24 protein-coding genes and 1 pseudogene are annotated in these 25,166 nt (G+C 66.2%); 14 read left to right on the forward strand and 11 right to left on the reverse strand.

Annotated features, from left to right (window positions below; genetic code table 11):
* Positions 1-138: 138 nt before the first annotated feature.
* Positions 139-909: a gamma-glutamyl-gamma-aminobutyrate hydrolase family protein gene (locus ACE10X_RS23930; RefSeq protein WP_021079122.1), complete on the reverse strand. Its 771-nt coding sequence runs from the start codon at positions 907-909 to the stop codon at positions 139-141.
* A 276-nt stretch (positions 910-1,185) separates the two neighbouring features.
* Between ACE10X_RS23930 and ACE10X_RS23935 the strand changes: the two genes are divergently transcribed.
* The gene (locus ACE10X_RS23935; protein ID WP_375762965.1) at positions 1,186-2,322 is read left to right on the forward strand and encodes an AI-2E family transporter; all 1,137 of its coding nucleotides are present in this window, start codon (positions 1,186-1,188) and stop codon (positions 2,320-2,322) included.
* A gap of 8 nt (positions 2,323-2,330) precedes the next feature.
* Here the strand turns inward: ACE10X_RS23935 and ACE10X_RS23940 are convergent.
* The 5 genes and pseudogenes from ACE10X_RS23940 to ACE10X_RS23960 all read right to left on the reverse strand — a co-directional run bounded on the left by ACE10X_RS23940 (position 2,331) and on the right by ACE10X_RS23960 (position 5,600).
* Positions 2,331-2,566 (reverse strand): annotated as a pseudogene (locus ACE10X_RS23940) (hypothetical protein).
* 44 nt (positions 2,567-2,610) lie between these two features.
* Positions 2,611-3,828 carry a GGDEF domain-containing protein gene (locus tag ACE10X_RS23945; RefSeq protein WP_038385452.1) on the reverse strand — a complete coding sequence of 406 codons (1,218 nt, stop codon included), beginning with the start codon at positions 3,826-3,828 and terminating at the stop codon, positions 2,611-2,613.
* A gap of 249 nt (positions 3,829-4,077) precedes the next feature.
* Entirely contained in the window at positions 4,078-4,554 is a 477-nt protein-coding gene (gene rpsI, locus ACE10X_RS23950) for a 30S ribosomal protein S9 (RefSeq protein ID WP_028333930.1), read from the reverse strand.
* Positions 4,554-5,018 carry a 50S ribosomal protein L13 gene (gene rplM / locus ACE10X_RS23955; protein ID WP_016840522.1) on the reverse strand — a complete coding sequence of 155 codons (465 nt, stop codon included), beginning with the start codon at positions 5,016-5,018 and terminating at the stop codon, positions 4,554-4,556. The genes rpsI and rplM overlap by 1 nt, the downstream gene beginning before the upstream one ends.
* A gap of 153 nt (positions 5,019-5,171) precedes the next feature.
* Complete coding sequence (locus ACE10X_RS23960) at positions 5,172-5,600, reverse strand: PaaI family thioesterase (RefSeq protein WP_028340177.1); 429 nt, start codon at positions 5,598-5,600, stop codon at positions 5,172-5,174.
* Positions 5,601-5,671: 71 nt separating this feature from the next.
* On the opposite strand from ACE10X_RS23960, the gene ACE10X_RS23965 reads away from it, so the two are divergent.
* From ACE10X_RS23965 to nadC, 8 genes are all read left to right on the forward strand, one after another.
* Positions 5,672-6,499 carry an enoyl-CoA hydratase gene (locus tag ACE10X_RS23965; RefSeq protein WP_038385451.1) on the forward strand — a complete coding sequence of 276 codons (828 nt, stop codon included), beginning with the start codon at positions 5,672-5,674 and terminating at the stop codon, positions 6,497-6,499.
* A 7-nt stretch (positions 6,500-6,506) separates the two neighbouring features.
* The gene (locus ACE10X_RS23970) at positions 6,507-7,091 is read left to right on the forward strand and encodes a CoA-binding protein (RefSeq protein ID WP_038385450.1); all 585 of its coding nucleotides are present in this window, start codon (positions 6,507-6,509) and stop codon (positions 7,089-7,091) included.
* Between the two features lie 147 nt (positions 7,092-7,238).
* Positions 7,239-8,519: an O-acetylhomoserine aminocarboxypropyltransferase gene (locus ACE10X_RS23975; protein WP_038385449.1), complete on the forward strand. Its 1,281-nt coding sequence runs from the start codon at positions 7,239-7,241 to the stop codon at positions 8,517-8,519.
* 157 nt (positions 8,520-8,676) lie between these two features.
* Entirely contained in the window at positions 8,677-9,081 is a 405-nt protein-coding gene (locus tag ACE10X_RS23980; protein ID WP_038385448.1) for a hypothetical protein, read from the forward strand.
* A gap of 119 nt (positions 9,082-9,200) precedes the next feature.
* A complete protein-coding gene (locus ACE10X_RS23985) occupies positions 9,201-10,052 on the forward strand; it encodes a hypothetical protein (protein WP_375764604.1) in 852 nt (283 codons plus the stop codon).
* 54 nt (positions 10,053-10,106) lie between these two features.
* Complete coding sequence (gene nadA / locus ACE10X_RS23990) at positions 10,107-11,093, forward strand: quinolinate synthase NadA (RefSeq protein WP_304555232.1); 987 nt, start codon at positions 10,107-10,109, stop codon at positions 11,091-11,093.
* Positions 11,090-12,640: an L-aspartate oxidase gene (locus ACE10X_RS23995; RefSeq protein WP_038385443.1), complete on the forward strand. Its 1,551-nt coding sequence runs from the start codon at positions 11,090-11,092 to the stop codon at positions 12,638-12,640. The genes nadA and ACE10X_RS23995 overlap by 4 nt, the downstream gene beginning before the upstream one ends.
* The gene (nadC, locus tag ACE10X_RS24000; RefSeq protein WP_038385442.1) at positions 12,637-13,488 is read left to right on the forward strand and encodes a carboxylating nicotinate-nucleotide diphosphorylase; all 852 of its coding nucleotides are present in this window, start codon (positions 12,637-12,639) and stop codon (positions 13,486-13,488) included. Before ACE10X_RS23995 ends, nadC begins: the two co-directional genes overlap by 4 nt.
* A gap of 38 nt (positions 13,489-13,526) precedes the next feature.
* Here the strand turns inward: nadC and ACE10X_RS24005 are convergent, their stop codons facing one another.
* Positions 13,527-14,612: a COX15/CtaA family protein gene (locus ACE10X_RS24005; RefSeq protein ID WP_038385441.1), complete on the reverse strand. Its 1,086-nt coding sequence runs from the start codon at positions 14,610-14,612 to the stop codon at positions 13,527-13,529.
* Positions 14,613-14,695: 83 nt separating this feature from the next.
* Here ACE10X_RS24005 and ACE10X_RS24010 point away from each other — a divergent pair, with 83 nt between their 5' ends.
* The gene (locus tag ACE10X_RS24010; protein WP_016844954.1) at positions 14,696-14,905 is read left to right on the forward strand and encodes a DUF2842 domain-containing protein; all 210 of its coding nucleotides are present in this window, start codon (positions 14,696-14,698) and stop codon (positions 14,903-14,905) included.
* On the opposite strand, the gene ACE10X_RS24015 is transcribed toward ACE10X_RS24010, so the two are convergent.
* Positions 14,902-15,930: a polysaccharide deacetylase family protein gene (locus ACE10X_RS24015; RefSeq protein WP_038385440.1), complete on the reverse strand. Its 1,029-nt coding sequence runs from the start codon at positions 15,928-15,930 to the stop codon at positions 14,902-14,904. The two genes, ACE10X_RS24010 and ACE10X_RS24015, sit on opposite strands and share 4 nt — an antisense overlap.
* 173 nt (positions 15,931-16,103) lie before the next feature.
* Between ACE10X_RS24015 and ACE10X_RS24020 the strand changes: the two genes are divergently transcribed.
* Complete coding sequence (locus tag ACE10X_RS24020; protein WP_038385439.1) at positions 16,104-17,303, forward strand: GNAT family N-acetyltransferase; 1,200 nt, start codon at positions 16,104-16,106, stop codon at positions 17,301-17,303.
* Positions 17,304-17,307: 4 nt separating this feature from the next.
* On the opposite strand, the gene ACE10X_RS24025 is transcribed toward ACE10X_RS24020, so the two are convergent.
* Positions 17,308-18,246 (reverse strand): LysR family transcriptional regulator, encoded by a 939-nt coding sequence (locus tag ACE10X_RS24025; protein WP_375762966.1) that lies wholly within the window; start codon positions 18,244-18,246, stop codon positions 17,308-17,310.
* A gap of 323 nt (positions 18,247-18,569) precedes the next feature.
* Between ACE10X_RS24025 and ACE10X_RS24030 the strand changes: the two genes are divergently transcribed.
* On the forward strand, positions 18,570-19,907 hold the full coding sequence (locus ACE10X_RS24030) for an MFS transporter (protein WP_051003037.1): 1,338 nt from the start codon (positions 18,570-18,572) through the stop codon (positions 19,905-19,907).
* Between the two features lie 38 nt (positions 19,908-19,945).
* Here the strand turns inward: ACE10X_RS24030 and ACE10X_RS24035 are convergent, their stop codons facing one another.
* Positions 19,946-20,905 carry a LysR family transcriptional regulator gene (locus ACE10X_RS24035; protein WP_038385437.1) on the reverse strand — a complete coding sequence of 320 codons (960 nt, stop codon included), beginning with the start codon at positions 20,903-20,905 and terminating at the stop codon, positions 19,946-19,948.
* Positions 20,906-21,044: 139 nt separating this feature from the next.
* Between ACE10X_RS24035 and ACE10X_RS24040 the strand changes: the two genes are divergently transcribed.
* Positions 21,045-22,025, forward strand: a complete 981-nt coding sequence (locus ACE10X_RS24040) for a Bug family tripartite tricarboxylate transporter substrate binding protein (RefSeq protein WP_375762967.1) — start codon at positions 21,045-21,047, stop codon at positions 22,023-22,025.
* Between the two features lie 9 nt (positions 22,026-22,034).
* On the opposite strand, the gene ACE10X_RS24045 is transcribed toward ACE10X_RS24040, so the two are convergent.
* Entirely contained in the window at positions 22,035-24,377 is a 2,343-nt protein-coding gene (locus ACE10X_RS24045) for a GumC family protein (RefSeq protein WP_375762968.1), read from the reverse strand.
* A gap of 175 nt (positions 24,378-24,552) precedes the next feature.
* Between ACE10X_RS24045 and ACE10X_RS24050 the strand changes: the two genes are divergently transcribed.
* Positions 24,553-25,164, forward strand: a complete 612-nt coding sequence (locus ACE10X_RS24050) for a polysaccharide biosynthesis/export family protein (RefSeq protein ID WP_038385430.1) — start codon at positions 24,553-24,555, stop codon at positions 25,162-25,164.
* Positions 25,165-25,166 lie beyond the last annotated feature (2 nt).

Consider the following 25,166-nt stretch of genomic DNA (forward strand, 5'->3'; position numbering starts at 1 on the left):
TGAGCAGTGCCGCAATGACGAGTCCCCTCCACTACAACCGCTGCGGAGTATGGGTCCCTGCTTTCGGAGGGACGACAGCGCGCTTTTTGAAGACGACGTCGCGACTAGACGCGCAGGGACGATGGCGGTGAGACCATCCTACGCCGCCCGCCGCCGCTCGCGCAGCGCGTCGCCGAAGGCCTCGAACAGGGCGCGGTTGATCGGATTGCGCTGCGGATCGTATTCGGCGTGCCACTGCACACCCAGCGCGAAACCCGGCGCATCGGCGATGCGGATCGCCTCGATGGTGCCGTCCTCGGCGATGCCCTCGATCACGACGCGCTTGCCGGGCTCGAGGATGCCCTGGCCGTGCAGCGAATTGACCCGAATGGTCTCCCGGCCGAGGATTTTTGCGAACGCGCCGCCCGGCGTCAGTGCGACGTCGTGACGGTCGGCGAACACAACGGTCGGGTCAGGATGGATTTCACCGTTCTCGAGCCGCGGCATCCGGTGGTTCATGCGGCCCGGAATCTCGCGGATCTCCGGATGCAGCGAGCCGCCGAAGGCGACGTTCATCTCCTGCAGGCCGCGGCAGATGCCGAATATCGGCACGCCGCGCGCGACGCAGGCTTCCGACAGCGCCAGCGCGACGTCGTCGCGATGGATGTCGTAAGGCTCGTGCGCGGCACACGGTTCGGTGTTGAAGCGCGTCGGATGAACATTGGCGCGGGCTCCGGTCAGCACGACGCCGTCGACCACGTCGAGCAAGGCGCCGACCTCAGTGATTTCGGGGCTGCCCGCAAACATCAGCGGCACCGCGCCCGACACCTCGGCAACCGCGCGAAGGTTGCGCTCCCCGACCATCTGGACTGTGAAACGATTTTCGATGCGATGGGCGTTTCCGATCACGCCGACCACGGGCCGTCTCATTATTGAAGTCTCGCGCAATGATTCTTCTAAGTTTGCGACGTTGCGTAGACGATCATGCCTTCGAGTTCCCGCCGGATCAACTGTCTATATCTGCACAGGGGGCCTTGCAGTCCTGCACAGATTCGCGCCCCTCGGGACCCGGAGCCGGCCAGATGCCCGCCAATCGCGCCCGGCGCCGCGGCGCGTCAGCGGCAAACCGGCACGCTCCCGCCAGCTTGATCCCGGCGGGATTTTCGCCAAAGACTGCTTCGGACCGTCGCGAAGGGGGAATCACCCGTGACAGATTCGGCTGACAATCGCCTGCAGGCCCGCAACGACTTGGCATGGGCGATCGCCGTCGGCGGCATCGGCGTGGTGCTGTTCGCAGCCCTGCTGACCTTCGCCTGGCATTTCGCCGCGACCCTGTTCCTGCTGTTCGCGGGCATGCTGCTCGGGGTCGCCCTCAATGCCATGACCACCCTGCTCGGCCGGCTGACCAAGCTACCCCACGCGTTGCGGCTCGCGATCGTCTGCCTGGCGATGGCCGGGCTGCTGTCCGGCATCGTGTTCCTTGGCGGCACCACGATCGCGCAGCAGGCCACGGTGCTGAGCAACACGATCAAATCACAGCTCGGCAGCGTCAAGGACTTCCTGGAGCAGCACGGGGTCGACACCAGCTATCTCGATTTCACCAATGCCGCCGGCGAGGCGAAGGGCGAAGGCAGCGCCCTGACGACAACGACGACGACACCCGCGCCGTCCCAGTCCCACGGCATCCCCGGCGCCGGCGCGCTGGCCTCCAGCGGCGGCGCCATCATCAGCCAGACGCTGAAGGTGCTGCTGGGCACCGTCAGCGTCGTCGGCAACTTCTTCATCGTGCTGTTTCTCGGGCTCGCCTTTGCGGCCCAGCCAAGCATCTACCGCGCCGGACTGTTGTTCATCGCGCCGGCGAAGTATCGCGCGCAGGCGACCGTCATCGTCGACCGCATCGGCGAGACGCTGGAGCGCTGGCTGATCGCGCAGATCATCACGATGACGGCGGTGTTCCTCGTGACCTGGATCGGGCTTGCCATCATCGGCATTCCGAGCTCGTTCATCCTCGGCATCCAGGCCGGTCTGCTCGCCTTCATCCCAACGGTCGGCGCGATCCTCGGCGGGCTGATCGTGGTGCTGGCGAGCTTGGCGACCGGGTGGATCGCGGCGCTGTCGGCCTTCATCCTGTTCCTCGGCGTCCACGCGCTGGAAAGCTACGTGTTGACGCCGATCATCCAGCGCCAGGCGCTCGACATCCCGCCGGCCACGCTGTTCGCGTTCCAGATCCTGCTCGGCGTCGTGTTCGGCATCTGGGGGCTGGCGCTGGCGCTGCCGCTGATGGCGATCGCCAAGGTGATGATCGACCACTTCAAGACGGATGATCCTGCGCGGGCCGCGTGACCCGCACGTCAGGAGAGCAGCAGCACTGTTCCCGCGACCATCAGCATCACGCCGGCCAGCATCACCATCGGCCAGCGGCTCTTCGGCGGCTGGTATCGCCCCTGCGCGCGCCGTTCGGCGATCAGCGCGGTCTCGTATTCATTGGAGTCCGAGAACAGGCAGGCGAAACCGCTGCGCGCCGAAACCCTTCGGCTTCGAGCGACATCAGGGCTGACTGCGGATTGCGGGTGCGGATCGACTCCATGCCCGAAAGCATGGGATCGAATGGTTAACCACTCGTTACCGCGCTCACACCCGGACGCTCGCCGGCTTTTGCCGCGCCGAAGCCGGCAGGCCCGCGGTCTTGCGCCGCCAGTTCTCCAGCGAGAGCGGCAATTCCTCCGCCGCCTCGACGCGGTTGCGGCCGCCGCGCTTGGCCTGGTAGAGCGCGGTGTCGGCCGAGGCCAACAGCACCTCAAGCTCGGTGCCGGCTGGGCCGCCGGCGACGCCGATGCTGACCGTGGTGTCGACCGCGCCTTCCTCGCAGGTGATGTTGCTGTTCTCGAAGGCTTCGCGCACGCGCTCGGCGACCAGCACACCTTCCTCCAGCGAGCACGGTAGCAGCGCCGCGAATTCCTCGCCGCCGATCCGCCCCGACAGATCGCTGATCCTGAGGCTGTTGACCACCACGGCGGAGAACAGTTTCAGGATCTCGTCACCCGCGGGATGGCCGAAGCGGTCGTTGATCGACTTGAAGTGATCGATGTCGAAGATCATCACGGTGACCGGCCGGCCCGCAACGGACTCGCGCTCGATCACCCGGGCGCAGGCCTCGGTGAAGCCGCGGCGGTTGAGCATGCCGCTCAGGGGATCGATCGACGCAGCCGTCTTGTGCACGGCCACCGCGCGGTCCGACACCATCATGAAGATCACGAACACCGTGCCGATCGCGTACAGCACGAGTTCGATCGAAAACAGCGTGACCCAAAAGCTGGAGACGAAATTCTGGCCGTTCAATCGCAGCAGGTCGCCGACCAGGATCGGCAGCATCAGGACGCAACCGTGCGCGACCGGAATGACGATCGCAAGCCAGCGCCGCTGCATCGCGCGGCGGCGCTCGCTCCACAGTTCGGAGGCGGTCAGCGCGGCGTAGATCGCGACGGTCCCGGCGCCGATCGTCAGGCGCATCGCGGGATCCTCAACCGTCGTCACCGCCCCGATCCATGCGATCGGGCCGAGCACGAGACCCAGCAGGTTGGCGTTGCGGCCGTGGAAAATGCGCGCGGCATTCCAGACCAGGCCGCAGGCGGCAAAGCCGATCGCATTGAGGCCCAGCAGAACCATCGGATCGAGCGTCGAACTGCCGACCGTCCAGACCGCGACCGAGGCCGCGCCGAGCAGATAGGCGGTGCCCCACCATTTCAGCGCGGAAATGTTCTCCTGCCTGCCGAACAACCACAGCATGGCGCCGAGCATGCCCGCGACCATGGTGGCGAACAAATAAAGTGTCGATGGATCGAACGACATAAACTCACCCCAGCCCGGTGTGATGCAACGTTCGCAGGCGCAAATAAATACGGTGATGCAGCGCCACTGCGAGCCCGCAAGCTAGAAGGTGCGAGTTCCAATTTCGTTTGCACGCACACGCAAGTTTTCATGAAAAACTGCGCTAATTCGCGCCGAAGCACGGCCGGTCGGACGCAGCAAAAAGGGCGCCTCGCGGCGCCCTCTGCAACTCGATGCTTGCGGCAATTGCCGCGAATTTTAGAACTCGAATTAGCGCTTCGAGAACTGGAAGGACTTGCGGGCCTTCGCCTTGCCGTACTTCTTGCGCTCGACCGAGCGGCTGTCGCGGGTCAGGAAGCCGCCCTTCTTGAGGACGCCGCGCAGCTCGGGCTCGAAGTTGGTCAGCGCCTTCGAGATGCCGTGCCGAACAGCACCGGCCTGGCCGGAGAGACCGCCGCCGGCGACGGTGCAGATCACGTCGTACTGGCCGTTACGGGCCGCAGCGACCAGCGGCTGCTGGATCATCATGCGCAGCACCGGGCGGGCGAAGTAGACTTCGAACTCGCGGGTGTTGACCGAGATCTTGCCGGAGCCGGGCTTGACCCAGACGCGGGCGACCGCGTCCTTGCGCTTGCCGGTGGCGTAAGCGCGGTTGTACTTGTCGACCTTCTTGACGTATTTCGGCGCGTCGGGCGCGGCCGGCTTGACCTGCGAGAGCTGGTCGAGGGACTGCAACGTATCGGACATTATGCGGCCCTCGTGTTCTTGCGATTCAGGGAAGCGATATCGACCTTCTCGGGGCTCTGCGCTTCATGCGGATGATCGGCACCCGGATAGACGCGCAGATTGCCCATCTGCATGCGGCCGAGCGGACCGCGCGGGATCATGCGCTCGATCGCCTTCTCGACGACGCGCTCGGGGAAGCGACCCTCGAGGATCTGCTTCGCGGTGCGCTCCTTGATGCCACCGATGAAGCCGGTGTGCTTGTAGTAGGTCTTCTGGTCGCGCTTGCGACCGGTCAGCACCACATGCGCGGCGTTGACGATGATGACGTTGTCGCCGCAATCGACGTGCGGGGTGTAGGTGGGCAGGTGTTTGCCGCGCAGGCGCATCGCGACGAGCGTGGCGAGACGACCGACGACCAGACCCTTGGCGTCGATCACGACCCACTTCTTCGTCACTTCGGCGGGCTTGGCCGAGAACGTGCTCATGTGTGAAATCCGTGAAAAGGAAATCGGCGCCGTATGCGCCGAACTGGGCGGCTTTCTAGAGAAGCCGCGATCGCGCGTCAACGCCCACGCGATCAAATTACACCAGCGAAAACAATGGCTTGTAAATATGGTGCAATAATACCGCAGAAAAGCCTATTGATTCGGAATGGAATAGGTCGCCGTGACATGGGCAATGGGATCAGGAGACGAGCCGGACAGCAGGTTGACCTCGCCGACCGCGAGCCGCTTGCCGAGCTTGAGCAGCCTTGCCACCGCAAGCACGTCCTGCCCCGGCTGGCCCTTGCGGAGGAAGTTGATGTTGAGGTTGGTGGTCACGGCAAGGCCGACCGGCCCGATCGCCGACAGCAGCACCACGTACATCGCGAAATCTGCCAGGCCCATCAGGGTCGGCCCGGACACCGTACCGCCCGGCCGCAGCATGCGCTCGCTGAAGCGCTGGCGCAGCAGGGCGGTCTCGCCGTCGGCGCTTTCGATCCGGACATCGTCGTGGACGAACGCCTGCGGGAATTCCCTCCGCAGGAACTCCTCCACGTCAGCCACGCTCATTTTCGCAGTCGCCATGCCGTCCCTGCCCTCGCTTCAGCCTGCCTGTTACATTAAGTTGTCACAGAGACCAAAGTGGAATTTTCAGCATGTCCGCCCAAGCCGCCCGCGCCGAAGCGCCGCAACGCCAACCGATCCTGCTGCGTGAGACCATCGGCAGTATCGCGCTACTGACGCTCAATCGGCCCGGAGCGCGCAACAGCCTCTCCGAGGGCCTGATCGCCGAGCTGCACGCCGCGCTGAACGATGTCGGCGGCGACAAGCGCATCCGCGCCGTCGTGCTCGCCGCCAACGGCCCGGCGTTCTGTGCCGGCCACGACCTCAAGGAGCTCACCGCGCGCCGCAGCGATGCGGACCGCGGCCGCGCCTATTTCGCGCAAATCATGAACGCCTGCAGCGCGATGATGCAGGCCATCGTGCGCCTGCCGAAGCCGGTGGTCGCATCCGTCCAGGGCATCGCCACCGCGGCCGGCTGCCAGCTCGTCGCAAGTTGCGACCTCGCGGTCGCCTCCGAAGCGGCGGCGTTCGCGACGCCGGGCGTCGACATCGGGCTGTTCTGCTCGACACCGATGGTGGCGCTGTCGCGCAACGTGCCGCGCAAGCAGGCGATGGAGATGCTGCTGACCGGAGAGCCGGTCTCGGCGGCAACGGCGCAGACCATCGGCCTCGTCAACCGCGTGGTATCCGCGGGCACCGAACGCGACGCCGCGATCGCGCTGGCCGAGAAGGTCGCGCTGAAATCGGCCTACACCGTCAAGCTCGGCAAGGAAGCGTTCTATCGCCAGGCCGAGATGAACCTCGCCGACGCCTATCGCTTCGCCGCCGAGGTGATGACCGAAAACATGATGGCGCGCGACGCCGAAGAAGGCATCGGCGCCTTCATCGAGAAGCGCGATCCGAAGTGGCAAGACAAGTAAGATCGAAATGAATCACGACGCCTACGACGACAATTACATCCGCAGCATCTTGAACAACGTCAAGACGATCGCGATGGTCGGCGCCTCGCCGGTCAATGTGCGGCCGAGCTATTTCGCCTTCAAATATCTGGCGCAGCGCGGCTACGACATGATCCCGGTCAACCCCGGCCATGTCGGCAAGGCGCTGATGGGCAAGCCGTTCGTCGCCTCGCTTGCGGACATCGATCGGCCGATCGACATGATCGACATCTTCCGCAATTCAAGCCACATCATGCCCGTGGTCGAGGAGGCGCTGAAATTGTCGACGCCGCCGAAGGTGATCTGGATGCAGCTTGGCGCGCGCGACGACGCCGCGGCCGAGAAGGCGGAAGCCGCGGGCCTCAAGGTGGTGATGAACCGCTGCCCGAAGATCGAGTATGGCCGGCTGTCGTCGGAGATCTCCTGGATGGGCGTCAACTCGCGCACGCTGAGTTCCAAGCGCGCGCCGATCCCGACGCAGGGCATGCGGCTGTCGCTCAATCGCACGAGCTTCGGCGGCGGACAGACCCCGGCATCCGACCGCGCGGCAAAGAACAAGACCGAGACGACCTGACATCGCGGCGGAATAATCGCTGCGATCATCCGGTATAGCGCGGGATGCCCCTCCAAAAACCGGCGGTGTGCCCAACTCGCTTGACGGCGGGCGTCGCCGCCATCAGCATGCCGCGCGTTTCGACCAGGCCACAACAGGATACAAAGAATGACCGATCGCCTTCCGGGATTTTCCACCCTCGCCGTGCACGCCGGCGCGCAGCCTGATCCCACCACCGGCGCGCGGGCGACGCCGATCTACCAGACCACGTCATTCGTCTTCAACGACGCCGACCACGCGGCCTCGCTGTTCGGCCTGCAGGCATTCGGCAACATCTATACCCGCATCGGCAACCCGACCAATGCCGTGCTCGAGGAACGTGTCGCAGCCCTCGAAGGCGGCACCGCGGCGCTCGCCGTCGCTTCCGGTCACGCGGCGCAGGTCGTCGTGCTGCAGCAGCTGTTGAAGCCCGGAGATGAGATCATCGCGGCACGCAAGCTCTATGGCGGCTCGATCAACCAGTTCACCCACGCCTTCAAGGCGTTCGGCTGGAATGTGGCCTGGGCCGACCCCGATGAGATCGAAAGCTTCGAGCGCGCGGTGACGCCGCACACCAAAGCAATCTTCATCGAGTCGATCGCCAACCCGGCCGGCAGCATCACCGATATCGAGGCGATCGCGGCCGTTGCGCGCAAGGCCGGCGTGCCGCTGATCGTCGACAACACGCTGGCCTCGCCCTATCTGATCAAGCCGATCGACCACGGCGCCGACATCGTCGTGCACTCCCTGACCAAATTCCTTGGCGGTCACGGCAACTCGCTCGGCGGCATCATCGTCGACGCCGGCACCTTCGACTGGTCGAAGGACAACAAATATCCGATGCTGAGCGAGCCGCGCCCGGAATATCACGGCATCAGGATCCAGGAGACCTTCGGCAACTTCGCCTTCGCGATCGCCTGCCGCGTGCTCGGCCTGCGCGACCTCGGCCCCGCACTGTCGCCGTTCAACGCCTTCATGATCCTGACCGGCATCGAGACGCTGCCGCTGCGCATGCAGAAGCACTGCGACAACGCCAAGGCGGTGGCGGAATTCCTCTCCACCCACCCCGCGGTCTCAGCGGTGAATTATGCCGGCCTGCCCGGCGACAGGTACAACGCCCTGCAGCGCAAATATTCGCCGAAGGGCGCCGGGGCGGTGTTCACCTTCAGCCTGAAGGGCGGCTATGACGCCGGCGTCAATCTGGTGTCGAACCTGCAGCTGTTCTCGCATCTCGCCAATGTCGGCGACACCCGCTCGCTGGTGATCCATCCGGCCTCCACCACCCACAGCCAGCTCGACGACGCCGCCAAGGTGAGGTCGGGCGCGGCGCCCGAGGTGGTGCGGCTTTCGATCGGCATCGAGGACAAGGAAGACCTGATCGCCGACCTCGACCAGGCCCTGCGCGCCTGATCCCGCAATTGTTCCGGAGCGGTGCGCCGCATCGCTCCGGCAGCTTGCCCAAGGCGACGGACCTGCCGTTAAGGCTTAATACCGACGGGCCTCTCGTTAACGTTCAATCCGGCTTAAAGTGGCAGTGATAGGCTCCGGATGATTCGGGAGAGCATTGATGCTGCGCTGGACATTGCCGCTCGCGATCACATTGTTTGCGATTCCGCCTGCTGACGCCGCCGACGGCCCGGCCGTCGCCAAGAGCGCGACCGTCAAGGCCGCGCGCCAGCTGCCGGCGGGCCTGCCGCGGCAGCATTACGCCTACCGCACCACCATCACATCCCCGACCTATGTGCGGCGCGGACGCCAGCTCGTGGTCGTCGAGCCCGTGGTGATCCCGCTCAATACCGAGCCGTATATCCCGTTCGTGCCCGGCGAACCGCTGCTGCCGGGGTCGTCGTCACTGCCCGGCTATTACGGCAACTGGCACTCCTACAACTATCTCGGCCCGTACTACGGCGGTGCCTATGTGACCTATTGGGACCGCCTGCCCTACGCCTGTGGCGTCTACGGCTACTGCTAGCGCGGACCGATCGGGTGGCCAGATCGCCGCAGAAATCCAGCGCACCGGCTTCGGGGAACGCGGTGACCGCCGATCTCGTCGCGGTGCTGGTCGCCGTCACCGAGGGCACGCCGAAGATCATGACCATCGCCGGCGGCTCCGCGCTGCCGAGCGGCCCGTTCGAGTTCACCCATCGCTCGCTGCAGACCGCGCTGCGGGCCTGGGTCGAAGCGCAGACCGGCCACCCGCTCGGCTATGTCGAGCAGCTCTACACCTTTGCCGACCGCGGCCGCTCCGGCGACGCCAAGGGGCCGCACAGCGTCTCGATCAGCTATCTTGGCCTGACCCGCGAGGACCGTGTCGGCGAAGGCTTTGAGGCGCACTGGTCCGGCTGGTACGACTACTTCCCCTGGGAGGATCATCGCGCCGGCGCGCCGGCCTTCCTGGCCAAGACGATCGCGCCGAAGCTCAAAACGTGGGCGAAGGCCGCACCGTCGCCGACGCTTCAGCGCGAGCGCTGGCAGCGCTGCGCCATCACCTTCGGCCTCGACGATCGCGACTGGAACGAGGAGCTGGTGCTGCAGCGCTATGAGCTGCTCTACGAGGCCGCGTTGATCCCGGAAGCCGGGCGCGCGCATGGCCGCGAGGCGCCGGTCGTGCCGGGCAAGCCGATGACGGCGGATCATCGCCGCATTCTCGCGACCGGGATCGCGCGGCTGCGCGCGAAGATCAAATACCGTCCGGTGGTATTCGAGCTGATGCCGGCCGAGTTCACCCTGCTGCAACTGCAACGCAGTGTTGAGGCACTCGCAGGCCGGCTGGTCCACAAGCAGAACTTCCGCCGGCTGATCGAGCAGCAGGAACTCGTTGAAGAGACTGGCGCAATGGCCGCCGATACCGTCGGCCGGCCGGCCAAGCTATTCCGCTTCCGCCATGCCGTGCTGGCCGAGCGGGCCGTCGCCGGCACCAAGCTCCCGCTTTCGCGCACTTGACACGCCTTATGCTCAGGATAAGTATAAGCCATCTTATGCTCACGGAGAGTATAAATGGTTGCACTCGATACCGATCTGCTCACCCGCACCGCGCCGCTCTATGAGCGCGTCAAGCGCGTCATCCCGCCGCTCGAATGGGCCACGTTCGCCGAGGACGTCGATGCGATCCTCACGCTGAAACGCCGCCGCAACGCGGTGGTGCTGGCGCACAATTACCAGACGCCGGAGATCTTCCACGGCGTCGCCGATATCGTCGGCGACAGCCTGTTGCTCGCGCGCGAAGCGACCAAGGTCGATGCCGATGTCATCGTGCTCGCGGGCGTGCATTTCATGGCCGAGACGGCGAAGCTGCTCAATCCGGCCAAGACCGTGCTGATCCCCGACCTCAAGGCCGGCTGCTCGCTGGCGGATTCCATCACGGCGCAGGACGTGCGGCTGATGCGGGCGCGCTACCCGGACGCGCCGGTCGTCGCCTATGTCAACACCTCGACCGCGGTGAAGGCCGAGTCCGACATCTGCTGCACGTCAGGCAATGCGCTGAAGGTGGTTGAATCGCTCGGCGCCGAGCGCGTCATCATGCTCCCGGATGAATATCTGGCGCAGAACATCGCCAAGCAGACCAGCAAGAAGATCATCGCCTGGAAAGGCCACTGCGAGGTGCACGAGCTGTTCACCGCCGACGACGTGCGTCAGCTGCGCGAGGATCATCCCGATATCACCATCCTGGCGCATCCGGAATGCCCGCCCGAGGTGGTCGCTGAAGCGGACTTTGCCGGGTCGACGGCTGCGATGCAGTCGTTCGTCGAGACCAAGCGTCCGCCGCGCGTCGTGCTGCTGACGGAATGCTCGATGAGCGACAACATCGCGGCACGAAACCCCGATGTCGACTTCGTCCGCCCCTGCAATCTCTGTCCGCACATGAAGCGGATCACGCTGAAGAACATCCGCCACGCGCTGGAGACCAACCAGCACGAGGTTACGATCGACCCTGCGATCGCCGATCGCGCGCGCAAGAGCGTCGAAAGGATGCTGGCGATATGAGCACCAATATCTCCGATCTCAACGGCCGTCCGGTGATCAGCGGCGGCGGCGCCGCCGGGCTGATGACCGCGCTTCAGCTCGCGCCCGAGCCGGTCGTCCTGCTGTCGAAATCGCCGCTCGGCGCGGAAGCTTCCAGCATGTGGGCACAGGGCGGCCTTGCCGCGCCGGTCGGCGCCGATGACAGCCCTGCCCTGCATCTCGCCGATACGCTCGCGGCCGGCGCCGGCCTTTGCGACGCGGCCGCCGCGAGCCGGATCGTCCACGCCGCGCCCGCCGCCGTCGAACAGCTGGCGAGGCTCGGCGTCGCCTTCGACCGGCACGCCGACGGCAGCTGGCGCCTCGGGCTCGAGGCCGCACACCGCCGCAACCGCATCGTGCACGCCACCGGCGACGGCACCGGCCGGGAGATCATGCGCGCGCTGATCGCGGCGGTCCGCCAGACGCCGTCGATCACGCTGCTGGAAGGCGTCGAGGCGCGCCGGCTGATCGTCGAGGACAATGCGGTGAGGGGGGTGCTTGCAGCCAGCCCAAGCGGCGCGCTGACGATCGCGACCAACCGCGTGGTGATCGCGACCGGCGGCATCGGCGGGCTGTTCGCCGACAGCACCAATCCCGGCGGTTGTTTCGGCCAGGGGCTCGCGCTTGCCGCACATGCCGGCGCGAAACTGTCGGACATCGAGTTCGTCCAGTTTCATCCGACCGCGTTCGACGGGACGTCGCGCCCGATGCCGCTGTTGACCGAGGCGATCCGCGGCGACGGCGCGATCCTGATCGACGAGACCGGCCGGCGCTTCATGGCCGATCAGCCCGGCGCCGAGCTTGCGCCACGCGACATCGTCGCGCGCGCCGTGTGGCGCCACCGCGCCGCGGGGCATCGCACCTTCCTCGACGCGCGCCAACATCCGGGCGCGGAGTTTGCGCAGCGCTATCCCGTGATCAGCGCGTTCTGCAAGATGGCCGGCATCGATCCCGCCCATGATCCGATCCCGATCCGGCCGGCGGTTCACTACCACATGGGCGGCATCGCGGTTGACGGTTTTGGCCGCAGCACGGTGCAAGGCCTGTGGGCCTGCGGCGAGGCCGCGCGCACCGGGTTGCACGGCGCCAACCGCCTCGCCAGCAACTCGCTGATGGAAGCGATCGTCTGCGCGCGCTGGGTCGCCGAAAGCATCGAAAGCGTGAATGCGGGCCCGCGCGCCATGCTGCGCGAGGACGCGATGCCACAAGCTTCCGATCCTTCCGCCGTGCGACCGATCCTCACCCAGGGGCTCGGCGTCCTGCGCGACCGCGACGGGATCGCCCGCGCGATCCGCAGCCTCTATCCACTCGCATGCGGTCACAGTGCGGCGTCCGATGCAGCATTGGTCGGATTGATGGTCGCGGTTGCCGCAATCAGGCGCGAGGAAAGCCGCGGCGGCCACTTCCGCAGCGATTTCCCCTACACCGCTGCGTCGGCCGTTCCGTCGTCCCTTACCCGCGCCGATGCACTCGCCGCCGCGCGCGACATCGTCGAATCCACGCCATTTGCCAGGAGTGCCCTGTCATGACCCTCAATCCCCTCTTGCCCCTGATCTATGAGCCGATCGTGCAGACTGCGCTGCGCGAGGATCTCGGCCGCGCCGGCGATATCACCGCAGACGCCATCGTGCCGGCCGTCCAGCAGGCGCGGCTGGTGATGCGAGCGCGGCAGCCCGGCGTAATCGCCGGGCTCGACGTCGCGCGGTCGGCCTTCCAGATGGTGTCGCCGGCGATCACGCTGCGCGCCGAACGGCCCGACGGCAGCGCGGTCGAACCCGACCAGGTCATCGCGATCATCGACGGCCCGGCCCGCAGCCTGCTCACCGCCGAACGAACCGCACTCAACTTCCTCTGCCATCTGAGCGGCGTCGCCACCGCAACCGCCACGTTGGTCAAGGCCGTGGCCGGCACCCGCGCGCAGATCGTCTGCACCCGCAAGACGACGCCGGGACTGCGTGCGCTGGAGAAATATGCGGTGCGCGCCGGCGGTGGCGGCAATCACCGCTTCGGCCTCGATGATGCCGTGCTGATCAAGGACAACCACATCGCGCTCGCCGGCGGCATCCGCACCGCGATCGAGCGCGCCAAGGCCAATGCCGGCCATCTCGTCAAGATCGAGGTCGAGGTCGACACGCTGTCGCAGCTCGAGGAGGCGCTAACGCTCGGCGTCGACGCGGTGCTGCTCGACAACATGACGACCGAGCAGCTCAGCCAGGCGGTGGACATGGCGCGCGGCAAGGCGCTCACCGAAGCCTCCGGCCGCATCACCGCGGCGACGGCCGCAGCGATTGCCGCAACCGGCGTCGACCTGATCTCGGTCGGTTGGGTGACCCACAGCTCGACCGCGCTCGATATCGGGCTCGACTATCTGTCCTGATCGATCAAAGAGGTTGATGGATCAACCGGGTTGATGGATCAACCGGGCTGGCCGACCGGCACGAGGGTCGGCTGGTCCCGCTCGGTCCGGCGCGCGGCGAAGCGCTCGGCCTGCAGCACCGCGAGCGTCAGCACGACGATGGCGACGGCCTGGTGCGTCAGCGCCAGATCGATCGGCACCTGATGCAGCAGCGTCAGGATGCCGAGCGTCGCCTGCAACGTGATCGCCGCCACCAGCCACCAGGCGCCCGCGACCACCGCGCTGCCGGCGCGCGCGCGCATGGCATCGATCGCATGGGCGATCGCCAGCGCGAAAAGCAGATAGGCGGTCATGCGATGTTCGAACTGCACGGTCAGCGTGTTGTCGAACAGATTGCGCCACCACGGCGTCTCGAACCAGAGACGGTCAGCCGACGGGATGAAGCCGCCGTCGATGTCGGGCCAGGTGTTGTAGACCCTGCCCGCGCGCAGCCCCGCGACCAGCGCGCCGAAATAGAGCTGCACGAAGGTCAGCACGAGCAGCACCGCGCTCGTGATCTTCAGCCTGAGCGGCGCGATCACGGACGGACGGTCCGTCAGGCGCCGTAGCGTCCAGACGATCGCCGCGAAGATGAGGAGCGCCAGCACCAGATGCGTCGCCAGCCGATACTGCGACACCTCGACGCGTTCCGAGAGGCCGGACGCGACCATCCACCAGCCGACGCCGCCCTGCAGCGCGCCGAGGCCGAAAATCACCCACAGCCGCCGGCCGAGCTCGCCGCTCACGGCGCCGCGCCACAGGAAATACAGGAACGGCAGCAGATAGGCCGCGCCGATCACCCGGCCGAGCAGCCGGTGGCTCCACTCCCACCAGAAAATCGTCTTGAAGTCCGCGAGCGTCATCCCGGCGTTGAGCTCGCGATATTGCGGGATCCTCTTGTAGCCCTCGAAGGCCTGGGTCCACTGCGCCTCGGTCAGCGGCGGCAGCGTGCCGGTCACCGGCTTCCATTCGACGATCGACAGGCCGGACTCGGTCAGCCGCGTGGCGCCACCGACCAGCACCATCAGCGCGATCAGGGCGGCGACCGCGACCAGCCATACCCTGACGGCGCGGAGCTGCGATGTCTTTGCGGAAATACCGACCATTTCGCCCTGACTTGATTGGATTTTCGGGCCCCTTATAGTCCGCCGCGCCCGCAGCGCAAGATCACGAGTTGTCCATATCAGCCATGGCCATACGCACCCGCAAATTGCTCGGAACCATTTTCCTGCTCATCCTGGTCGTGGTGTGGTCACTGCTCGGCATGACGGTCGCGCAGACGCCGTGGCTCGCCAATTCCGGATTGTTGCAAGCGATCTTCTACGTCGTCGCGGGCCTCGGCTGGGTGCTGCCGGCGATGCCGATCGTCGCCTGGATGTCGCGGCCCGATCGCGCCTAAGTAACGTTCTGGTCGCGCGCGCTGCGCGTCGGCCGCACCGGCGCGAACATCACGCCCGACAGCAGCACCCGCATCATCCGCAGCGAGCGCACCCGGCCGTCCCATGCGATCCGCGGCAGCGCGTAAAGATTTGTGCGGCCCTGCGCCTCGACAACTCCGGAGATGGTCGACACCGCGCTGGCAAAGCCGGCCTCCTCGGCCATCACGACATGCGGACGGCCGAATGCTTCGCGGTCCCCGAAGGGGAACGCGAAATGCCTGACCTGCCGCCGCAGCGCGCTCTCGGCCACCGCCTTGCCCATCGCCATTTCGCGCTGCGCGTCGGCATCCCTGAGGCTCAACAGCGCCGGATAGTTCACCGTGGCGCTGCCGAACGTCACGTTCGGATCGGCGGCAAGCTTCGCCAGATCCTGCCAGTCGAGTGACGCATGGCGTGACAATTGGGCCGCGTCGGCCGAATAGCGCCTGGCGAGATCATTGAGCGCGTAGGACAGGTCCGACGGCGGCAGCTTGCGCAGCCAGCCGGACAGGAAATCGAACAGCTCGTACTTGTCCGACGGCGTCGAGATCGCAAAGTGCTGCTCCCTGCCGTCGACCATCATGCTGATGCGGCTCTCGCGGGCGATGATGTCTTCGAGCGCCAGCCACCACGCGACGCCCACGCCATCCGGGAAGGCCGTCGGCAAATACAGGGTGAAGGGGACGCCGTGCCTGGCGAGCACCGGCCAGGCATGGGTGACGATGTCCTTGCTGGCGCCGTCAAAGGTCAGGCAGGCAAAGCGCCGGCGCTCAGGCAAGGTCACCGCGCGGCGGCAAGCCTCGTCGATCCCGACGATGTCATACTGCCAGCGCTTCAGCGCGCGGATCGTGCGATCGAGGAATGCCGGCGTGATCTCCTGCGACTTCAGCGGCTGAAACCGGCCGCGTCGCGCGGGACGAACGCGGACGAACCGCAGGATCACCCCGGCGCCGCCGGTCTCGCGTTTCCGCAGCCTGAACGCGCCACTGAAATACGCGAGCTCCATTCGGGCCCGTCGTAAAATCCCGCTGTCCGGCGCCAAGGTCCCTCTACCCGTCCCTGCCTGGCGGTTCCCGCACGCCGCCGCGGCATTGTTCTTACACTTTGTTGACATTTCCCTGCGAAGGTCGGCCCCAGCCGAGAACTGTAAATTAATACCTAAAAATTTCGAGTTCCGAGATGACCATGGCGGCGGCAATCGAAGGCCAGACGACTGAGGCGCGAGCGTGGCCGAACGCAATCCGCCTTGCCGGCGTCGACATCTTTCATGATCTCACCGCGGCCGAGGCCACCTGGCGCGGCTTCGAGACATCGCAGCACAGCTACACGCCCTATCAGCGGTTCGATTTCCTCGCCGCTTGGCAGCGCCAGGTCGGCGAGCGCGAGGGCCTGCGGCCCTTCATCGTCGTCGCTCATGACAGCGAACGCCGGCCGCTGCTGCTGCTGCCGCTCGCAATCGAGTCCCGCCTCGGCGCAAACTGCGCGAGCTTCTTGGGCGGCAAGCATGCGACCTTCAACATGGCGCTGTGCGCGAAGGATTTCGCCGCCAACGCGACGGAAGCCGACATCGCGGCTCTGATCGGATCGATCGCCGAACGTTCCCGCGCCGATGCGCTCGTGCTCTGCCAGCAGCCGCTGCGCTGGCAGGACCTCCCGAATCCGCTGGCGCTGCTGCCGCATCAGCCTTCGGTCAACGACTGCCCGGTGCTGGCGATCGAGCCCGGCGCGGCACCGGCGACGCTGGTCAGCAACTCGTTCCGCCGCCGCCTCAAGGGCAAGGAGCGCAAGCTGCAGGCGCTGCCCGGTTACCGCTATTACGTCGCGAGCGAGAGCGCCGATGTCTGCCGCCTGCTCGACTGGTTCTTCCGCGTCAAGCCGCAGCGCATGGCCGAGCAGAAGCTGCCGAACGTGTTCGCCGAGCCGGGTATCGAGCAATTTGTTCGTGCCGCCTGCCTCGCGCCGCGCGCCGACGGCAACGGCAACGGCTATGCGATCGACATCCACGCGCTGGAGTGCGACGAGGAAGTGATCGCGATCTTCGCCGGCGTATCCGACGGCCATCGCTTCTCGATGATGTTCAACACCTACACGATGTCGGCCAATTCCAAGTTCAGCCCCGGCCTGATCCTGATGCGCGATATCATTGACCGCCATGCCGGCCTGAACTACCGCGCTCTGGATCTCGGCATCGGCTCGGACGAGTACAAGCGGCTGTTCTGCAAGGACGATGAAGCCGTCGTCGACAGCTTCGTTCCGCTCAGTCTGCGCGGCAAGCCGGCGGCGAGCGCGCTGTCGGCCGTCAATCGCGCCAAGCGCGCTGTGAAGCAAAATCCGGCGCTGTTCGAGATTGCGCAGAACCTGCGCAGCATGTTCCGCTGAGCATTCAGCTCGCCGCGTCGCCCTGCTCTGCGCCGCCACCCGGTACGCCGAGCCGTTTCATCGCGTCGAACAGCAGTGCCGCGGCGGGTGACAGCGCACGCTTGCGCAGCTTGATCAGGCCGTAATTCTCCAACAACAGCCTGTCCCGCAGGCGCAGCACCTTGAACCGCTGCGGATCGACCAGATCGAACACCAGCATGGGGACCGGCACGATCGCGTCGATGCCCGCGGCAATTCCGACCGAGGCGAAAAACGACTCGGTGTTGATGACCCGGCGCGGCGGCGTCACGCCGCGGCTCATGAACAGCCTCTCGAGCGCCTGGCGCATGAAGGATTCGCGCGGCTGGCAGATCCATTGCTGGTCGGCCATGTCCTCCAGCTCGACCGTCTCGCGGCTGGCCAACGGATGCTCCGCACGGACGAGCAGCACCGCCTCCTCCGCGCCGATCTCGTAATAGTCGAATTGCCGGGGATCGATGCCGGCGGGAATCCTGGCGACGACGAAATCGAACTCGAGCGCCAGTAGTCGCGTGATCAATGGCGGGCTGGTGCTGACATCGAGCGAGATGTTCACCCGATTCAGCTTCTCGCCGAGATACTGGATCACGTCGACGACGAGGTCGATGCTGGGCTTGGCGACTGTTCCAACGGAGACGGTGCCGAGCTCACCGGATTTGTAGCCCGCGAACTCGTCGGTGACCTGGTCGAGATCCGCCAGCACGCTCTTGCCGCCACGGATCAGGATCGACCCATAGGCCGTCGGTTCGACGCCGCGCGCCGTGCGCTCGAACAAGGGAACCCGCGCCAGCGCCTCGATTTCGGCGAGCATCTTCGATGCGGCGGACTGGGTGATGTTCAACCGCTCGGCGGCGAGCTGCAACTTGCGCTCATTATCGAGAGCGACCAGCAGGCGCAACTGGCGCAGTTTCAGATTATTGATCACGGCCCGCCACCATCCTGCCCGGCAAGAGCCTGTTCCGTTCCGATTAGACCGGAACAGGGCTCCAGATTCTGCTTTGAGGCGTTTTCTTGGCGCGAACGAGCAGCCACTTCGCTGGAAAACGCTCCAAGGTTCCCGCGCTTATATCGCGGTGCATCATGACAGTTTCGCCGTGGCTCCATTCCCAAATGCCATTAGTCACGCGGCAGTCGATTACACAACAATGAAGAAGACTTGCAAGAGCAACGCGACGAACCGCTGCGAGTGCGCCAGGTGCCGCCCCGAACAGCGCGGTGATCGTCTGCCGATTCGAAAAACAGGAAGGGATGGGAACGATGAGCGACGATGTCGAGAAGCGCGCGATCGGAAAGATGATGCGGCGGCTGATTCCGTTCCTCATCCTGTGTTACTTCGTGGCCTATCTCGATCGCGTCAATGTCGGCTTCGCCAAGCTGCACATGAACGCAGCGCTCGGCCTCAGCGAGGCCGCCTACGGGCTCGGCGCCGGTCTGTTCTTCATCGGCTACTTCTTCTTCGAGGTGCCCTCCAACATCCTTCTGGAGCGGTTCGGTGCGCGGCGCTGGATCGCCCGCATCATGATCAGCTGGGGCATCGTCTCGGCCGCATTTGCCTTCATCCCGCAGATGTCCGCGGCGAGCGGCCTGTCGAGCGAGTGGATCTTCTACTTCCTGCGGCTTCTGCTCGGCGCCTGCGAGGCCGGCTTCTTCCCCGGCATCATCTTCTATCTGACGCTCTGGTTCCCGTCGGTGTACCGCGCGCGCGTCATCAGCCTGTTCATGCTGGCGATCCCGATCTCGAGCATCATCGGGGCGCCGATCTCGGGATTGCTGCTCAACCTGTCGGGCGCCGGCCTGACCGGATGGCAGTGGCTGTTCGTCTGCGAGGCACTGCCGTCGGTCCTGGTCGGTTTCGCTGTCCTGACCTTCCTGCCGGACTTTCCGCGCCAGGCAAGCTGGCTGCAGCCCGACGAGGTCAAGTGGATCCAGACCACGCTTGAGCGCGAGCGGCAGCAAACCGAGGCCGTGGAGCATATTTCCGTTCTGCAGTCGCTCACCGACTCGCGGGTTCTTGCCTGCGCCTTCGTGTATTTCTGCCTCAACGCGGCGAGCTACGGCGTCGCCTTCTTCCTGCCCACCATCATCAAGGCGTTTGGCGTCACCGACACCCAGACCGGCTTGATCGCGGCCCTGCCCTTCGTGTTCGGCGCGGTCGGCATGGTGCTGCTCGGCCGCCATTCCGACAAGACCGGCGAGCGGCGATACCATGTCGCCGGCGCACTGACGCTCGCCGCCGTCGGCATCGGCCTTGCCGGGCTGATGTCGAATCCGGTGCTGATCGTCGCCCTGCTCTGCCTTGCGCAGATCGGCGTGTCGGCGGTGCCGCCGATGTTCTGGCCGATGCCGGCCGGCATCCTGACCGGCGCCTCGGCAGCGGCAGGCATTGCCGCGATCAACTCGCTCGGCAACCTGTCAGGCTTCGCCGGCCCATTCGCCGTCGGCTATCTGAAGGACCTGACCGGCAGCTTCACGGCGGGGCTGCTGCTGCTCGCCGTGATGGGCCTGATCGGCGCGCTCGTCACGATCAGGCTGCGGATCGATCCGGTGCTCGAGCGAACCGCGCGCCAGCCGATGATGGCGCATTAGACGTCAGGCGCCTGCGGGAGCGGCGCCCGCAATTCGCGTCATTTGCGGACGGCCGCTTTGCTCGCGGCCGCCGTGGCGACCTCGCGGATGCAGGCGATGAATATCTCGGCGGTCGGGCCCAACGTGCGGCCTTTCAACGTGACGATCGCGGCCGAGACGGCGGCCGCTCGCGGAAGCTGAACCGGAAGGACCTTCAGGCCGAGATCGCCGCCGGCAAACCGCGCGACCGAGCCGGGCAGCACGGTGATGAAGCGGCCGGTCGCAGCGAGCCGGCAGCACAAATGAAGCGACAGCGTCGTGACCGGCGCGCTTGGCGTCTGCATTCCGAATTCGCCAAACATCTCCGCCACCGCGGAGCCCGGAAAGGTGTCCGGCGGAGGCAGCACCCAGCGCTCGTCCGCGAGGTCGGCCAATTCGAGCCTGGATGCGCGCGCCCATTTGCTTCGCCTTCCCGCAACCACGACGCGCCGATCATCGAGCAAGGGCTCGACCGCCAAGTCTGTCTCGTCAAACGGCGTCGGCGTCCATCCAAGCAACAGATCGATGTTGCGCTCGCGCAGTTCGCGGTAACGCAGATCGCTGAGAACGGTCTGCGCGACATTGATGCGGATGCCGGGATGCTGCCGCGTGAAGCGGTCGATCGCCACCGGAAGCAAGCCCGCTGCGATGCTCTCCGTGCTGCCGATGCGCAACTCTCCGATGCTCGGATCGGCCAGAAACTCGAGTTCCTGCAAGCCCTGGGTAAGCTCGTCGAAGATCGAGACCCCGCGTCGCACCAGCGCATGGCCATAGGCCGTCAGTTCGATGCCGTTACGGCAACGATCGAACAGCCGAAGTCCGAGCGCGTGCTCCATGTCGCTGACCGCCCGCGAGATGGCCGGCTGCGACACTGCGAGCTCCGCGGCAGCCTTCGCCATGCTGCCGCGCTGCGCGATGACGAGCAGGATGTGCAGGTCACGCAGCTTGATCCGACGTCGGGCACGCTCGATGTCCTGCATCAACGACCCTTACCAAAACGGTTATGGACGCCTCAGACACTAGCATTGGACGTTTATCCCCGCCTCACGCATCCTCCGCGTGCGATGACGCAGATCGTCGCGGCCCGGACGGCGCGGCTCGACGACCATGGAGGCATGCATGTTGACCCGTCGCGACGTCCTGACCGCGTCAGCGGCCGGTGCCGCGCTCGCCGCCGCGGGCTTGGTCCGGCCAGTCGCCGCGCAGCCCCGCCTGAAGACCGCCCATATCCTGACCGGCTACACACCCGGATTGCCGGACGCCGTCGCAAGGCTCATCGCCGGGCAGATGAAGGATTATGCCGACTCAATCGTCGTCGAGACCCGGCCCGGCGCGAGCGGCCGGATTGCGATCGAGGCCGTGAAGAACGCCGAGGCCGATGGATCGGTCATGCTGCTCGCGCCGCTTGGGTTCATCGCGCTGTTTCCGCACACCTACAAATCGCTCGCATATGCACCGCAGGACTTCACGCCGGTATCGACCGTCGGCTCATTCGCGACGTTGCTGGCGGTCGGCCCGAAAGTCCCGAACGACGTCAGGAGCCTCGCCGACTTCGTCGCCTGGTGCCGCGCCAACCCGACACAGGCGACCTACGGCACACCGGGCGTCGGCACCACGCTGCATTTCATCGGCGCGATGCTCGGCCGGACCGCGGGCTTCGACTATCTCCACGTGCCCTATCAAGGCAGAGGGGCGGTCCAGGATCTCCTGAAGGGCGAGATCGCGTCGGCGGTGATGCCGATCGACAGCCTGCTGGGCCAGGTCCAGTCCGGACAGCTTCGCGCTCTGGCGACGACCGGTCCCAGCCGTCTCAAATCTCTCCCCGATGTGCCGACGGTGGCGGAAGCCGGTTTCCCCGCGCTTCAGGACGTGACCTGGTTCGGCATCTTCCTGCCGGGGAAGACGCCTCCGGCAATCGTCGCGCAACTCAACAGCGCGATCCAGGCGTCACTGCGCACCGACGAGGTCAAGTCCGGCATGGCCAAACTGTCGGTCGACGTCGACGCAATCGCGATGAATGACTTTGCCCGACTGCTCGCCACCGAATCCGATCGCTGGAAGGGGATCGTGCGGGCGACCGGATTTACCCCGACGGGCTGACGGTGGCGCTCAGGCGGCCACCACCCGCGGGCCCCTCACGGCCGCGTCCGACGCCGCGCAGGATTTGCTCAGCATCGTCACTTCGGCGAAGCCGACCGCCCTGAGTTGCTCGTCCATCGAGCGGCGGGCATCCTGCGCCATGGCGGCGTCCGGCACGACGACCGCCTGCGCCTTCGCGGTCAGCAGTTCGGCCGGCAGGTCGACGGCCGAACCGGCGTCGAGCAGCACGTGATCGTAGACCCTGAGCAGCGCGTCGATCGCAAGTGCGAGCCGCGGCGACTGCAGATGCGAGCGATCGAAGCCCGGACGCCCGGCGCTGACGATCTGAACACGCGACTGCCGATCCTTGGTGATGATCTGCGCGAAGGTCGCCTCGCCCTGCATCAGTTCGGCAAGGCCGGGCGCGGCGGGATCGACGGTCGCCGACGTCAGCACCGGCGAGGACGCGACGAGATCGACGACGACGACCTTGGCCTGGCGCGCCATCAGACGCGCCAGCGTCAGGGCGGTCAGCGTAACGCTTTCGGCGGCGGCGGGCCCGAGCACCGTGACCTTGTGGGCGGCGGGACCGGCGGCGACGAGGCGCTCGGCGAGCTCATAGATCTCGTCGGCGGCCCGGGCGGACGCGGGCTGCGGCTCAGCTTCATAGGCAGCCGCAGGCTCCAGCGGCAGTTCGGGCTCCACGGTCGGCCTCGGCACGACCGGCGATGCGAGCGCGGGTTCAGGCGGCAGCGCCGGCGCGGGTTGGTCCACCGTTGCGGCATCCATGACCGGCTCGCGGCGCCTGATCACGGCGGCCGCCGGCGCGAAGGCGCGGCCAACCGCACCGGGCGCGGAGATACGCAGCAGCTCGCCGGTGATGATGATGCCGGACGACAGCAGCAGCGTCGCCAGCGTCGCGATCAGCACGATCGGCAGCTTCTTCGGATAGGCCGGCGTATTCGAAACCGAGGCGCGCGAGATGATGCGACCGTCGGTCGGCGCGGCCTCGATGTTCTCGCGCGCCGTCGCCTCGCGATACTTGGCGAGATAGGCCTCCAGCAGGTCGCGCTGCGCCTTGGCCTCACGCTCCAACCCGCGCAGCTGCACGTCCTGGCTATTGCTCGACGATGCCTGCTTCTTCGACTGGTCCAGGCTCGCCTGCAGCGCCATGACACGGCCATCGGCGACGCGGGCGTCATTGTCCAGCGAGCGCGAAACCTTGCCGGCTTCCTCGCGCAATTGCCGGTCGAGATCGGCGATCTGAGCCTTCAATTCCTTGATGCGCGGATGGTTGTCGAGCAGCGTCGACGACTGCTCGGCAAGCTGCGCGCGCAGCGTGCCGCGCTGTTCGGCGAGCCGGCGGATCAGCTCGGAATTGAGCACCTCCGAGGCCTCGATCGGCTTGCCGCCCTGAAGCATCTCGCGGATCAGCCGCGCCTTGGTCTCGGCATCCGCCTTCAGCGCGCGGGCATTGTTGAGCTGCGTGTTCAGCTCGCCCATCTGCTGGTTCGACAGCGGGATGTTGTTGGTACCGACGAACAGGCTCGACTTCGAGCGGAATTCCTCGACGCGCGAATCCGCGTCCGCGACCTTGGTGCGCAGCTTGTCGATCTCGCCGAGCAGCCATGTGCTGGCGGATTTGGCCTGGTCCTGCCGCGCGGCCTGCTGCAGCACGAGATAGCCGTCCGCGATCGAGTTGGCGACGCGCGCCGCAAGCTCGGGATCCTCGGACTGGAATTCGATCACCATGACCCGCGACTTGTCGACCGCAAAAGCCTGGAAGCGCTCGTAGTAGGAATCAAGCACCCGCTCTTCCGGCGTCAGGCTGAACGGGTCACGGCCGATGCCGAACAGCGCCAGCAGCGACTTCAGCGGCGAAAAGCCCCGCAATACCGGATCGAACTCCGGACGCTCGGCCAGCTTGTTCTTCTTGATGATGTCGCGCGCGAGATCGCGCGACAGCAACAACTGCACCTGGCTCGTCACCGCCTCGGCGTCGAGCGAGGTGCGCTCCAGGTCGCGCTCGCCGTTCGGACGCAGGAAGGCGTTCTCGCGATTGTCGATCAGGATTCGCGCTTCCGACTTGTAGCGCGGCGTCACGACGTTGACCGCGGCAAGCGACAACACGAACACCAGCACCGTCGGCACGATGATCCAGCCGCGCTTGCGCGCCAGCGCACGGCCGAGCACATGCAGGTCGAGATCGGCCGCCTCCGCCGGACGCGCCGGCTTGTCAGGCGCAGGCTTGTCAGAAGCAGGCTTGGGCGCGGCCGCCTTCACGACAGCGTCGTCGGCGACGGGCGCAGACTTCGGCAACGCCCGTTGCACGACGGCCTTATCCTTGCCTCTACGCCAGAATGCAAAACGCATAACGAACTCCCGCGGACGCCGCGACTCCATCGCAATGGGGCGATTACAGTCCATTAAGGTTGCCGCTGGGTTAATCGGTGGGGTTGACGGACATCGCGGCCACCACCCTGCCCGTCATTCTTTGTTAACCACGAGTGCCGTTAATCGAGGCCGATATTGTCGCGGGATTCCTCACATGCGCGATCTGCGCGCTCCCCTTATTTGCCTGGTCGCTGCGCTCGCGCTGTCGGGCTGCATGGGCCGGACGTCGCCGGTCGCCGGCGACCCCGGCCTCAATTCGATGGCGTATGCTGCGCCCGTGGCCTATGCCGAGCCCGCGCCGACGCGCGAGGGCTACAATCTCGGCCCCGGCGACAAGCTCCGGGTCGTGGTCTATGGCCAGGAAGGGCTCACCAACGCCTATGCGATCGACGCCGCCGGCGCGATCACCATGCCGCTGATCGGCTCGGTGCCGGCGCGCGGCCGAACGTCTGCCGGGCTTGCCGCCGAGATCACGGCACGGCTGCGCAACGGCTTCATCCGCGAGCCGTCCGTGGCGGTCGAGATCGAGGCCTACCGGCCGTTCTTCATCCTCGGCGAAGTCCAGGCCCCCGGACAATATCCCTATGTGCCCAACATGACGGTCGAAAGCGCGGTTGCGATCGCCGGCGGCTTCTCGCCGCGCGCCAGGCGCGACGAGGTCACCCTCACCCACACCGATGCATCCGGCGCGGGCCGCTTCGTCGCTCCGCTGGGCACGCCGATCGGCCCCGGCGACACCGTGTTCGTCGGCGAGCGCTGGTTCTGATC

It is taken from the genome of Bradyrhizobium sp. Pha-3 (assembly GCF_042258325.1).
Classification (GTDB): Bacteria; Pseudomonadota; Alphaproteobacteria; order Rhizobiales; family Xanthobacteraceae; genus Bradyrhizobium; species Bradyrhizobium elkanii.